The sequence below is a fragment of the Methylotenera sp. genome, from assembly GCF_029945535.1.
Classification (GTDB): Bacteria; Pseudomonadota; Gammaproteobacteria; order Burkholderiales; family Methylophilaceae; genus Methylotenera.
Map to the genome: position 1 here is coordinate 1 of NZ_JAQSCU010000004.1, position 11,962 is coordinate 11,962.

Genomic DNA, 11,962 nt, shown 5'->3' on the forward strand with positions numbered 1-11,962 from the left:
GGGTGGGTCAATTTTAAATGCAATTGGTGGGTCAGTTATTAATGCAATTCAACAGACTAGTTCATCGTTGGCTGTGCTAAGTAATATTTCTGAATCCAATAAAGCATTATTTGCAATATCTAGCTTGGTTTGTAATTCTTTATCGGCTGGCATGTGAGCCCACTTTATATTGAACTTATGTTCAAAATCTAGGGCGGTAGCCTTAGTAGGCACTAAGGCAGCTCGGAGAGTATTTGTCTTTACGATAGCATGGTTGCGTCACTTAATGTTTTATTTGTTAGCTATAAGTCAAACTCATTAACTGACTAATGTCCACTATTGGCCCGATTCAGAAGTAGATGGGGTCAGCCGGAACGTCCGCTTTGTCCCCCGTTGCTGTCGGACGCACTTGATTGATGAACTTCTGGTTTGGGCCCTTTCTTGCCCACCGACCTACAAAACAGCTTGCCACAAAGCAGACTCTCAAAAAGTTGAATCAACATTATTTGGTAATACTCAAAACGTTACGAATGCCCATTCAATAAAAAGCCCGTACTTGATAACACTCTCAAGTACGGGCTTTGAATAGTAAAGTTTAGGTTACTAAATGGACATTAACTTACAAGCCTAACGCTTTAGCAACACCAGCACTGTAAGCAGGATCTGCTTTTGCAAAGATTGCCAACATGCGTTGCTGAATGGATTCATTTGCTTGGCTTAATCCGCCTGCAATGTTGCCGAACAATTGCGCTTTTTGGTCATCATTCATAATGCGGAATAAATCACCTGCTTGTGTGTAATAGTCTTCTTCATCTTGGCTGTGGTAGCCAATCCAAGCGCTCTCTAACACAGGCATAGGCGGCGCTGCAACACGGGGCGTAGGCACTGGTGCACCGTCAGCAGCTCTATCGTTAGGATAGAAGTTACTCGCTGCAATATGGCTAGCTGCATTTGTGTAGTTAGCTTCACCGCTAGAATGCCCAACAGGACAACCCGTTCCAGCAAAAGCGCCATCACGTTGATAATGGTTCACAGGGCATTTTGGCGCATTCACTGGAATTTGGTTGTAATTCGCGCCAATGCGGTAGCGATGTGCATCTTGATAAGCTAGCAAACGACCTTGCAACATTTTGTCTGGTGACGCTGCAATACCAGGCACGAAGTTACTTGGTGCAAAGGCTACTTGTTCAGTTTCAGCAAAGTAGTTATTCACATTTTTGTTTAACTCTAATCGACCAATCTCAATCACTGGAAAGTCTTTGTATGGCCAAATTTTGGTTAAATCAAACGGATTAATGTGGTAATTTTTGGCTTCATCTTCCGTCATGATTTGCACTTCAACTTTCCAGCTTGGAAATTCACCACGGTCAATCGCATTCACTAAATCTTGTTGCGCACCGAAAGCTGGCATTTTTGCCGCTTCATCGTTGGTTAAAGTTTTAATACCTTGGTTAGTTTTAAAGTGCCATTTACACCAAAAACGCTCACCTTTAGCATTATAAAAACTCAAGGTATGGCTACTAAAGCCATGCACATGGCGATATGACAATGGAATGCCACGATCGCTCATCAATATAGTCATTTGGTGTAATGACTGTGGATGGTTCGCCCAAAACTCAAACGCATTGGCTGGGTTTGGCAAGTTAGTGCGAGGGTCTTTTTTCTGACTGTGGATGAAGTCAGGAAACTTAATCGGGTCATTTAAAAAGAATACGGGTGTGTTATTGCCCACCATGTCCCAATTACCTTCTTTGGTGTAAAACTTCACTGAAAAGCCACGTGGATCGCGCGCATAATCGCTAGAATCTTGACCACCACCTACGGTAGAAAAGCGTAAAAACACTTCTGTTTGTTGACCAACTTCTTGCAAAAAGTCTGCAATGGTGTGATCTTTTAAGCTTTTTGTGACAGTAAATGTGCCGTAAGCAGCTGTACCACGCGCATGCACTACACGCTCAGGAATACGCTCGCGGTTAAAGTGCGCTAATTTTTCAAATAAATAATGGTTATCAAACGTCAATGGTCCGCGATTACCTACAGAAATGCTGTTGTTATCGTCTGCAACTGGTGCACCTGCTGAGGTCGTTAAAGTAGTTTTGCTCATATTTGCTCTCCTAAAATAAAATTGGTTTTCTAATTTGCTGCTGCGTAATTGGCTAGTAGTTCTATCAGTATCTGGCTGGTGGTCTCAAAATTCATATTCATCGTTTTTCTCCTTAAAAAATAATGCATGAATTGCATTTTAGGGAACATAGGCCTATTTGTATAATTGTTTGTTTTGATGAAATTGATAAATATAACTTATCAATGTATGATGGACGTAATTGATAAGCTGCGAGTTAAATGATGAGTCTAACAGAATTAAAATTTATTGTAGCTGTGGCACAAGAGCGCAATTTTAGGCGCGCTGCTGAAAAGTGTTTTGTTTCACAACCCGCACTTAGTCTGGCGATTAAGAAGCTTGAAGAAGAGCTCAATGTGATTATTTTTGAGCGTAGTAGAAGCGAAGTCAGCATGACTGAAATTGGCGAAAAAATAGTTGAGCAGGCTTCAAAAGTATTAGAAGAAGCCGCTTATATTAAACAATTAGCAGAGTTAGGTAAAAATCAGCTGAAAGGTACGTTAAAGCTTGGCATGATTCATTCAGTTGGCCCTTATTTATTGCCAGAGATTATCCCCATATTACGCTGCAGCGCACCCGATATGCCTTTGGAGGTAGAAGAGAACCTGACGGCTAATTTAGAAGTGCAATTGCGTAATGGCGTCATAGATGCGGCCATTATTGCACTACCGTTTAATGTGCCAGGCTTGCAATACCGTGCTTTATATGACGAAGAGTTTGATGTGGTTGTACCTAGTGACCATCATTGGGCAAAGCGTAAGCATATTAAGCCTGAAGAGTTGTCTGATGAAAAAGTACTGTTATTGAATAGCGGTCACTGTTTCAGCAACCAAGTAACACAGGCATGCCCAGAACTCTCCCGTAAAGGTGAAATTTTGCAAGGCAACTCATTAGAAACTATCCGTAATATGGTGGCTTCAAACCTTGGTATTACCGTATTGCCCTGTTCAGCAACAGCGGAGCGCTATAATAATCCGCTGATTAAAGTGATTCCGTTTGCCAGCCCGGCTCCAACACGGCGTATAGCGATTGCGTGGCGTAAGAGCTTTATGCGATTGGAGGCTGTAGAAAAAATAGCCGAGGCGATTAAAGCGATTGATTCAAATTACATGCTGTTGATTAAGTAGTGATATGGCGCGAATAATTAAGCAAATAAAAAAGGCGCACTAGGCGCCTTTTTCGGTACTTAAGAACAATTATTTGTTCATTACGTACATTGTTACTTCAAAACCGAAACGCATTTCAGTAGCTGCTGGTGTTGTCCACATAATAATTCTCCTATAAGTTAATTAATTAAGTCGTACACAATCTATGACTCACATAATACAGAGCGGTTACAATTACCAGCTATGTAAAGCAACTAAATTAGACTAATGATTTTCATTAGTTCAACGTTACAGTCAATATTAATAACTCACTGAAATTCGATAGCCAGCTACCGGTTCATCCTGCGCGGTCAGTGCTAGCTTGACTTTGATTTCAGCGCCAGCTGGCAAGCCGCTTGCAACATCAGTATGCTCAGGTAAATATTCTGCGGGTGTGAATATGCGTCTTAACTTGGGTTTATCTTCAATATCGGTCAGTGTCAGTTCTATATTCGGATAAGTTTGAATAAAACCAGCTTGATTAATCAAGGTGCTCGAAAAATGGATTAAGCCTTCGTGATCAGCATCTTCTTGCATGTCGGAATCATCAATGATGATAAATTCAATTTTCTTAGGTAGCTGGATGCTGCAAGAAAGTTTCTCACACACTTGAGTTAGCAAAGGTTTTAGTTTTGGATAGTAAATAGTAATATCACTGCGCCAAAAATAAATGCTTTGTCCAACTGCGGCGATTAACAAAAGAATAGCAAACAGGCTCATTAGCCATTTGTATAAGTGGCTTTTACGCTCGGCTTTTTGGTCAATTGTTTGAAAGTAGGTAGCTTGACTGTCTTTAAGTAAGGCTTTATTAACAATCTCATTTGCTTCGTCACTTATTTGCGAGTTTTCGTGATCTTCAACGTGGCTATCTTGTACTTGAGTTTCGTCATTGATGTCGGCTAAATCAGCGTCACCTATAACTTCAGCCGCATTTACATCAACTAACTCTTTTGTTGCATCAAACACATGTAAACAATGCCCACAACGTACTTTACCGTTATGTTGATTAAGTTGTTCATCAGTAACAATAAATTGCGTTTGGCAATTGGGGCAATTAGTGACGTTGGTCATTTTTTACTCTATTTTTTAGTGCCGGTGAGCAACACCCAAGAATCCATGGTTTGTGGTGCTTGCATGTTAAACCATTCTGCGTAAATAGCGCTAACGTCAGCGGCTTGCTCTTTCAAAATACCCGAAAGTGCAATCTTACCACCAGTTTTGCAGGATTTTGCCAGTGCAGGCGCCAATACACTTAGTGCGCTTGAGAGTATATTAGCCACTACTATATCAAATTCACGCGATTGGTATTTGCTTGCATGATAAAAGTCAGCCGACACGGCATTCTGTTCGGCGTTGTACACGCTAGATTGAATGGCTTGCGGGTCAATATCTGTACCGATGACTTCAGATGCACCTAGTTTCTTAGCGGCAATCGCTAAAATACCTGAGCCGCAGCCATAATCCAGAACAGAATCTTGCGCTGATACTGTTTCAGTCAGCCATTTCAAGCACAGATGTGTGGTAGGGTGACTGCCTGTGCCAAAAGCTAAGCCCGGATCTAATACGATGTTAATCGCGTCTACATTTGGCGCGCTATGCCATGTAGGCACAATCCACAAATTATCGGTAATTTTAATCGGCTCAAACTGGGATTGCGTGGCGCGCACCCAATCTTGCTCTTGTATTATTTCAGTAGAGTATTGCAGATTGCTTAATTTGGTTTCACGTTCCAAATCAGCGATTACTTTTATAACATCAATACCTTCGTCAAACAAAGCACTGACAAGGTTTTGTTGCCAAATACCGGGCGGCGGGTCTCCTGGCTCACCGAATATTGGCTGCTCGTCCAATGTGTCGGCGTTTGCATCCTCAATAATGGCAGAAAGCGCACCCTGTGCCATTAGCGTATCGCTAATTAGATCCGCCGTATTATCTTGTGCTTCAATTTTTAACGATACCCACGCCATGCAAAACCTACTAACTAATGAAATTATTTATTGTAAATACCGAGCTTTTGTTCAAGGTAATGAATGCTTGTACCACCTAGATGAAAAGCCGCATCCGCCATTAGGTCCGCGTGCAATGCCACATTGGAGCTAATTCCACCAATCATCATTTCCGACAAAGCAATACGCATACGAGCAATGGCTTGTTCACGCGTGTCACCATAAGTAATCAACTTACCTATCATAGAGTCATAATTTGGTGGCACAGTGTAGCCCGCGTAAGCATGCGTATCAATACGCACACCAGGGCCGCCTGGCATGTGGAACGTAGTAATTTTGCCTGGAGATGGTACAAAAGTGTATGGATCTTCTGCGTTTAGACGACACTCAATGGCATGGCCTTTAAGCACAACGTCTTTTTGACGGAATTTGAGTTTTTCACCAGCGGCTACAAAAATCTGTTGCTGCACCAAATCAATGCCAGTAATCATTTCAGTCACTGTATGCTCAACCTGTAAACGAGTATTCATCTCAATGAAGTAGAACTCATTGTTTTCATACAAGAATTCAAAAGTACCCGCGCCACGATATTTAATTTTACGGCAGGCTTCAGCACAGCGTTCGCCAATTTTGTCACGTAATCTTGGATTAAGTAATGGCGCAGGCGCTTCTTCAAGAATTTTTTGGTGACGGCGTTGCATAGAGCAATCACGTTCACCTAAAAATACTGCATTGCCGTGTTGGTCAGCCAATACTTGAATTTCAATGTGGCGTGGTTTTTCTAGGTATTTCTCCATATAAACCACTGGGTTACCAAAGGCTGCTTGCGCCTCGGCTTTTGTCATATTCACTGAGGCAATCAATGCAGCTTCAGTATGCACCACGCGCATACCTCGTCCGCCGCCGCCGCCAGAGGCTTTAATAATGACAGGGTAGCCGACTTTTTTAGCGATTTTAATGATTTCAGCTGGGTCATCTGGCAATGCGCCATCAGAACCTGGTACACAAGGTACGCCGGCTTTTTTCATTGCATCTTTGGCGGATACTTTATCGCCCATTAAGCGGATAGTTTCAGCGCGAGGGCCGATAAATACGAAGCCGCTTTGTTCTACACGTTCAGCAAAGTCAGCATTTTCAGATAAGAAACCGTAACCTGGATGAATTGCTTGTGCATCGGTCACTTCAGCCGCACTAATCACAGCTGGAATATTTAAGTAACTTTGACCAGAAGGTGCAGGGCCAATACATACAGATTCATCTGCTAATTTTACATATTTAGCTTCTCGGTCTGCTTCAGAATGAACAGCAACCGTTCTGATACCAAGTTCGCGACACGCACGCTGAACGCGAAGGGCGATTTCGCCTCGGTTAGCAATTAAGATTTTGTCAAACATAGCCATGTTGTTAACTACCTTTTAAATTTTTATTAGCCAATAATAAATAGTGGCTCGCCGTATTCAACAGCTAAGCCGTTTTCGACTAAGATTTTCTTAACAACGCCAGCTTTATCTGATTCAATTTCATTCAATAGTTTCATGGCTTCAATAATACAAAGCGTATCACCTACAGCTACTGTATCGCCCACTTCTACAAATGGTTTTGCATCTGGTGAAGATGAACGGTAGAACGAGCCTACCATAGGTGATTTAACGGCATGACCTTCTTCAACCACTGGAACTTCAGCCACGGCTGCTTGTGGCGCTTGACCTTGCGGTGCTACAGCATATTGTGCAGGCGCATAATTTGCGTAGTGCTGCTGTGCTGGTGCGCTAGATGTAAAATTACGGCTAATACGTACCGTTTCACCTTCCTCTGTCAGTTCAAGTTCAGCGATGCCCGATTCTTCAACAAGATCGATTAGTTTTTTAAGTTTGCGTAAGTCCATAATAACCTCTAAAAATCTAGGAAAATTTTAGTTAATAACAAGAGTAAATTTAAGAATGATTGATGCGACGAATCGCATAATCAAGCGCTAATGTATAGCCATGTGCGCCTAAGCCGCTGATGACACCAACTGCAATATCCGTAAAATACGAATGATGGCGGAATGCCTCACGTGCATATACATTGGATAAATGCACTTCAATAAATGGTACTTTAACAGCAGAAAGCGCATCGCGCATTGCTACTGATGTATGTGTAAATGCAGCAGGGTTAATAATTACAAAGTCCACTTTTGTAGTTGCAATGGATTGAATTTTAGTCACAAGATCGCCCTCAGTATTGCTTTGAAAGGCTTCTAAAGCTATTCCTGCTTGTGTTGCAATATCCGTTAACGTTTGATTAATTGAACTTAGCGTGTCGCTGCCATAATGCTCAGGTTCACGTAAGCCCAATAAATTAAGGTTTGGACCGTGCAATACTAATATAGATTTAGCTGACATCTTCAACCAATTTTTTGAACGTTTTATATTGTAAATTCGTGTAACTCATTATTGCAAGTTTGCCGAAGTTAGCTGGTTTTGTCCAGCTACTTTAGTGAATTTAAACGAAATTAGATGGCATTCACAATTTAAGTGATTGATATTACAAGCTTAAGTTTAGCTGTAAAATTGAGGTGTTATGGTGCCAATAAAGGGCGTATTGCAGCCTCTAAAAGGGTTTTGTTGATGCGTCCGAAGTAGGTGTCAACGACTACGCCTTGCTGATTAATGATGACGGTATAAGGTAATACACCTTTATCGTTGCCTAAATCATTGCCTAGCACCATGCCATCGTTCTCCGCTGCGAATAAGGGATAGCTTACAGGAGTGGCGACTGAAAACTCTTTCACTAGCGCTAATTCATCTACAGCTAGACCTAGCACCACCACATTTTTATTTTTGTATTCTGTATATAATTCAGAGAGTTCAGGCATTTCTTCGCGGCATGGTGGGCACCAGGTCGCCCAAAAATTAAGCACGATGATTTTGCCTTTGTATTGGCTTAAATCTTGATTGATGCCATCTGGATTAGGAAGTTTGCTAGAAAATAGCGCTTGTGTAGAAAGCTTGCTGTAATCTGCAGCAGAGTTTTTTAATGCGGCATTTGGGCTTAAAACATAATAGTAAATCGCGAAACCAAGCGCCAGCATGATGGCTAAGTAGCCAACAGTAGAGAGTATTTTTTTTAACATAATTTGATGGTGAGTTTGATTAACACTGCGTAGTTGTTTCTTGTTGATTTTTTGGAGCGATAATACAGCTATCGCGTCTAGCTAGCGTCGTGCTAAAACGCTCAGCATCTTGAAATCCGACGGTTTTTAGCGTGGTCATTTCTTTGCCATTACCATTAAAAAAGGCAATACCAGGCGGGCCAAATAAGCCAAAGCGTTTTAGTAGCGCTTTATCTTCATCGGAGTTGGCGGTTACATCTACTTGCAATAGCGTGGTGTTTTTAAGTTGTTGCTGCACTTTGGGGTCGCTGAAAGTCAGCTGCTCAAGTTCTTTACAAGCTACGCACCAATCGGCATAAAAATCTAACATGACAGGTTGATTAGTTGCAGCCAGTTTTTGCTCTAATTCAGCGATGCTAGTAATGCGGGTAAAGCTTAGTTGTGAAGGACTTTTTGTTTGGTTAGCGCTGCTAATCGTAAAATTGCTTAGTGGGTGCAAGGCTGATTTCGCGCCAGAAAGCGCTCCTATAAATAAGGCTACGCCAAATATCAATAGCATAACGGCAACACCTTTCCATAGTTTGGCAAAGTTAGTTGCATGTATAGGTAGGTTGTCTAGCGCACTGTGATAAACCGCTGTCACTATTAATAATATCGCCCATAGCCCCAATTGAACACTCACAGGAATAACTGGCGAAATTAGCCAAATAGCCATGCCTAACATCAACACACCAAAGAAGTTACGCACCGCGTTCATCCAGTCACCAGTTTTAGGTAATAAGCTGCCTGCTGATGCACCAATCAGCAATAAAGGCACACCCATGCCAATGGCGAGCGCAAATAAGCCAACGCCACCTAAAAATACGTTGTGCGTTTGACCAATGTAAATCAGAGCGCCTGCTAGTGGCGCCGCCACGCATGGGCTAACAATTAAGGCTGAAAGCGCACCCATGACGAATACACCAAAAAAGTGCCCACCTTTAAGTTTGTTGCTAGTGTTGAGCATTTTGTCTTCAAAACTTTGCGGGAGTTTTAGTTCATAAAACCCAAACATTGAAAAAGCCAATAAAATGAATATCAAGGCGCTTGCACCAAGCACCCAAGCATTTTGCAACGACTGGCTAAGCAGGTCGCCAGAGAGACCTGCCGCGATTCCAGCCAAGGTGTAGCTTAGTGCCATGCCCAATACATACGCCACAGATAAGCCAAAGGCATGTAATTTTGAAGGCTTCACTTGCTGACTTTGACTACCTACAATAATACTCGACAAGATTGGTATCATCGGCAGCACGCAAGGCGTAAGTGAAAGAAGCAAACCTGCGGCAAAAAAGCCTGCGATAACTAACCATAAATTGCCTGATTTAAGTATTTTTGTCGTGTTATCTGCTTCGTTATCATTCGCGAAAATGGTTTCTTCTGTGGCTTTTTCTGGAGTGTTGACAATATTTTTAGCTGTAGCCAGATCTACAGTAAATGTTTTGGTCATCGGCGCGTAACACAAGCCCTTTTCACTGCAACCTTGATACGTTGCGGCAATCTTAATAGCATTATTTTTAATATTAGCTAAATTGATTTTGGCACTAAAATCATGATGATAGACTTCCATTTTGCCAAAGTTCTTATCGTTTTTAATCTCAGCAATTGGAAACTCAACGTTAGAAATCTCGGCTGGAGTTCCAGGTGCCAATACAAACTTGATGCGCTCTTTGTAAAGATAGTAGCCGGGCGTTACAGTAAAATTGGCTTGAATGCTTTGGGCGTCTTTAGCGGATAAATCTAACTGGAAAGCGGCTTCAGGCGATAAAAAAGTCTCTTCGCTATTCGTTTCAATCAGTGAGTTTGCAAATGAACTGAATTTGTTTTCAGCAGCATAGACGTTAGGTAAAACTCCAATGAAGGCAACAAGGCAGAAAACCAAAGGTTTAAGAAATACCGAATGTTTGAGAAATAAAGGTTTCACTATTTTTTTCACTAATGTTTTTTAAAATGATGGCGCTTTAATGACGTAAGGCTAAATTTTAGCAATTACAATTAAACTATCTTGTATTTTAATTGCTCAGACTCCATTACATAGAGAGTTAATTAGCATCATACGTTCAATATTACTTGTAATCCATTAAGGATAATATACCAATGCGTTTAATACTTACACTGGCCTTGCTTGCCTTTCCGATTGCGGAAATCTGGATTTTAATCAATCTGTTTCAACAATATGGTTGGTGGGTATTATTATACTTAGTCGCCATGTTTTTGCTTGGCTTACAACTTATTCGTGATGAAAAGCTATTATTTTCAGGCCGAATGATGCAAAGCCTTAGCCAAGGTGGCAATCCCATGAAAGCGATGTTTGGCAGTGCGCGTAATATTGTTGCAGGCATACTGCTCATTATTCCGGGCGTGATGACGGATTTAATCGCCGTGGTGTTATTGTTAATACCTGTGGATAAAAGCGCAATAAAATCGACTACATTTAAGCAACAAGCTGCTAATGATGATGTCATAGAGGGTGAATTTCACCGCGAAGATTAATAGAGATCCCAAGTACTAAAGAATAAAAAGAGAGCCTAAATATGAGTCATCAAATCACCATTAAATCTACTCAACATACCTACACCGCAAAAGCATCAGAAACCGTTCTGGAGTCAGCCATAGGTGCGGGTGTGAATATTCCATACGGTTGCCGTAATGGTACTTGCGGTAGTTGTAAGGGCGATATTATTTCAGGCGAAGTGGATTATGGCGATTACGCCTCAAGCGCGCTGACTGAAGCTGAAAAAGCAGCAGGCAAAGCGCTGTTTTGCTGTGCACATCCACTGACAGATTTAACCATAGAATGCCGTGAGATTCATGCAGATGTCATTCAGCCAAGAATTTTGCCTGCACGTGTAGAGCGTAAAGAGCAACTTTCACACGATGTGATGGCATTATTTTTAAAGCTGCCAAGTACTGAACATCTCAAATTTATGGCAGGGCAATACATCGAGTTTTTGCTTAAAGATGGTAAACGCCGCGCTTTTTCACTGGCTAATGCGCCGCATATAGATAACCTATTAGAGCTGCATTTACGTTTGATTCCGGGCGGGCAATTTACCGAATACGTCTTTAACGAAATGCCAGACAAAGCTATCTTGCGCATAGAAGCTCCATTCGGCAGCTTTTTCTTAAGGGAAGAGTCAGACAAACCCATCATCATGGTTGCTGGCGGCACAGGTTTTGCGCCGATTAAAGGCATTATTGAGCATATGTTGCATAACAATATCAATCGCCCGGTGACTTTATATTGGGGGGCACATAGTTTGAAGGATCTTTACATGCCAGCGCTGCCAGAGGCTTGGGCAAAAGAATATCCCCACATTAAATTCATTCCAGTATTGTCTGACGCTACCTCAGAAGACAACTGGCAAGGCCGCACAGGCTATGTGCATCAGGCCGTGCTAGAGGATTTCGCCCGAACAGGTTTAGCTGACTATGAAGTATATTGCTGTGGCGCACCAGCCATGGTGGAAGTCGCGCATGCCAGTTTTGTTAAAGCAGGTTTGCCAGAAGATGAATTTTTCTCAGATGCCTTTAATTATGCAAAGCCAACGCCTAAGGTAGCAACTGCTTAGATTGAAGTACGTAGAGTGCGGCACTGGTGACTTACGCTACAAGACTGGTTGTTAGTTAGTATAATTTG

General features: G+C 41.9%; 12 protein-coding genes. 3 read left to right on the plus strand and 9 right to left on the minus strand.

Annotation, left to right across the window (positions count from 1 at the left end; translation table 11 throughout):
• Positions 1 to 598 precede the first annotated feature (598 nt).
• Entirely contained in the window at positions 599 to 2,083 is a 1,485-nt protein-coding gene (locus tag PSU72_RS00670) for a catalase (RefSeq protein WP_300429628.1), read from the minus strand.
• Positions 2,084 to 2,325: 242 nt separating this feature from the next.
• On the opposite strand from PSU72_RS00670, the gene PSU72_RS00675 reads away from it, so the two are divergent.
• The gene (locus tag PSU72_RS00675) at positions 2,326 to 3,228 is read left to right on the plus strand and encodes a hydrogen peroxide-inducible genes activator (protein ID WP_300429727.1); all 903 of its coding nucleotides are present in this window, start codon (positions 2,326 to 2,328) and stop codon (positions 3,226 to 3,228) included.
• Positions 3,229 to 3,297: 69 nt separating this feature from the next.
• Here the strand turns inward: PSU72_RS00675 and pqqA are convergent, their stop codons facing one another.
• The 8 genes from pqqA to dsbD form a co-directional block, all read right to left on the minus strand.
• Entirely contained in the window at positions 3,298 to 3,369 is a 72-nt protein-coding gene (gene pqqA / locus PSU72_RS00680) for a pyrroloquinoline quinone precursor peptide PqqA (protein WP_012777389.1), read from the minus strand.
• Positions 3,370 to 3,507: 138 nt separating this feature from the next.
• Entirely contained in the window at positions 3,508 to 4,317 is an 810-nt protein-coding gene (locus tag PSU72_RS00685) for a DUF3426 domain-containing protein (protein WP_300429630.1), read from the minus strand.
• An 8-nt stretch (positions 4,318 to 4,325) separates the two neighbouring features.
• Entirely contained in the window at positions 4,326 to 5,213 is an 888-nt protein-coding gene (prmA, locus tag PSU72_RS00690; protein ID WP_300429632.1) for a 50S ribosomal protein L11 methyltransferase, read from the minus strand.
• Positions 5,214 to 5,236: 23 nt separating this feature from the next.
• The gene (accC, locus tag PSU72_RS00695) at positions 5,237 to 6,586 is read right to left on the minus strand and encodes an acetyl-CoA carboxylase biotin carboxylase subunit (RefSeq protein ID WP_300429729.1); all 1,350 of its coding nucleotides are present in this window, start codon (positions 6,584 to 6,586) and stop codon (positions 5,237 to 5,239) included.
• 32 nt (positions 6,587 to 6,618) lie between these two features.
• Positions 6,619 to 7,077, minus strand: a complete 459-nt coding sequence (gene accB / locus PSU72_RS00700; RefSeq protein ID WP_300429633.1) for an acetyl-CoA carboxylase biotin carboxyl carrier protein — start codon at positions 7,075 to 7,077, stop codon at positions 6,619 to 6,621.
• A gap of 49 nt (positions 7,078 to 7,126) precedes the next feature.
• A complete protein-coding gene (gene aroQ, locus PSU72_RS00705) occupies positions 7,127 to 7,576 on the minus strand; it encodes a type II 3-dehydroquinate dehydratase (protein ID WP_300429635.1) in 450 nt (149 codons plus the stop codon).
• A 176-nt stretch (positions 7,577 to 7,752) separates the two neighbouring features.
• Entirely contained in the window at positions 7,753 to 8,307 is a 555-nt protein-coding gene (locus PSU72_RS00710) for a TlpA disulfide reductase family protein (protein ID WP_300429638.1), read from the minus strand.
• A gap of 19 nt (positions 8,308 to 8,326) precedes the next feature.
• Entirely contained in the window at positions 8,327 to 10,258 is a 1,932-nt protein-coding gene (gene dsbD, locus PSU72_RS00715) for a protein-disulfide reductase DsbD (protein WP_300429640.1), read from the minus strand.
• 161 nt (positions 10,259 to 10,419) lie between these two features.
• Here dsbD and PSU72_RS00720 point away from each other — a divergent pair, with 161 nt between their 5' ends.
• Together PSU72_RS00720 and PSU72_RS00725 are read left to right on the plus strand one after the other, a co-directional pair.
• On the plus strand, positions 10,420 to 10,815 hold the full coding sequence (locus PSU72_RS00720; RefSeq protein WP_300429642.1) for an FxsA family protein: 396 nt from the start codon (positions 10,420 to 10,422) through the stop codon (positions 10,813 to 10,815).
• 41 nt (positions 10,816 to 10,856) lie between these two features.
• A complete protein-coding gene (locus tag PSU72_RS00725) occupies positions 10,857 to 11,894 on the plus strand; it encodes a CDP-6-deoxy-delta-3,4-glucoseen reductase (protein ID WP_300429645.1) in 1,038 nt (345 codons plus the stop codon).
• The last annotated feature ends 68 nt before the right edge of the window (positions 11,895 to 11,962 follow it).

Bases quoted from the DNA above. Each gene is read 5' to 3' on its own strand.
- PSU72_RS00670 (WP_300429628.1), bottom strand. From the start codon at position 2,083: ATGAGCAAAACTACTTTAACGACCTCAGCAGGTGCACCAGTTGCAGAC.
- PSU72_RS00675 (WP_300429727.1), top strand. From the start codon at position 2,326: ATGAGTCTAACAGAATTAAAATTTATTGTAGCTGTGGCACAAGAGCGC.
- PSU72_RS00685 (WP_300429630.1), bottom strand. From the start codon at position 4,317: ATGACCAACGTCACTAATTGCCCCAATTGCCAAACGCAATTTATTGTT.
- prmA (WP_300429632.1), bottom strand. From the start codon at position 5,213: ATGGCGTGGGTATCGTTAAAAATTGAAGCACAAGATAATACGGCGGAT.
- accC (WP_300429729.1), bottom strand. From the start codon at position 6,586: ATGTTTGACAAAATCTTAATTGCTAACCGAGGCGAAATCGCCCTTCGC.
- accB (WP_300429633.1), bottom strand. From the start codon at position 7,077: ATGGACTTACGCAAACTTAAAAAACTAATCGATCTTGTTGAAGAATCG.
- aroQ (WP_300429635.1), bottom strand. From the start codon at position 7,576: ATGTCAGCTAAATCTATATTAGTATTGCACGGTCCAAACCTTAATTTA.
- PSU72_RS00710 (WP_300429638.1), bottom strand. From the start codon at position 8,307: ATGTTAAAAAAAATACTCTCTACTGTTGGCTACTTAGCCATCATGCTG.
- PSU72_RS00720 (WP_300429642.1), top strand. From the start codon at position 10,420: ATGCGTTTAATACTTACACTGGCCTTGCTTGCCTTTCCGATTGCGGAA.
- PSU72_RS00725 (WP_300429645.1), top strand. From the start codon at position 10,857: ATGAGTCATCAAATCACCATTAAATCTACTCAACATACCTACACCGCA.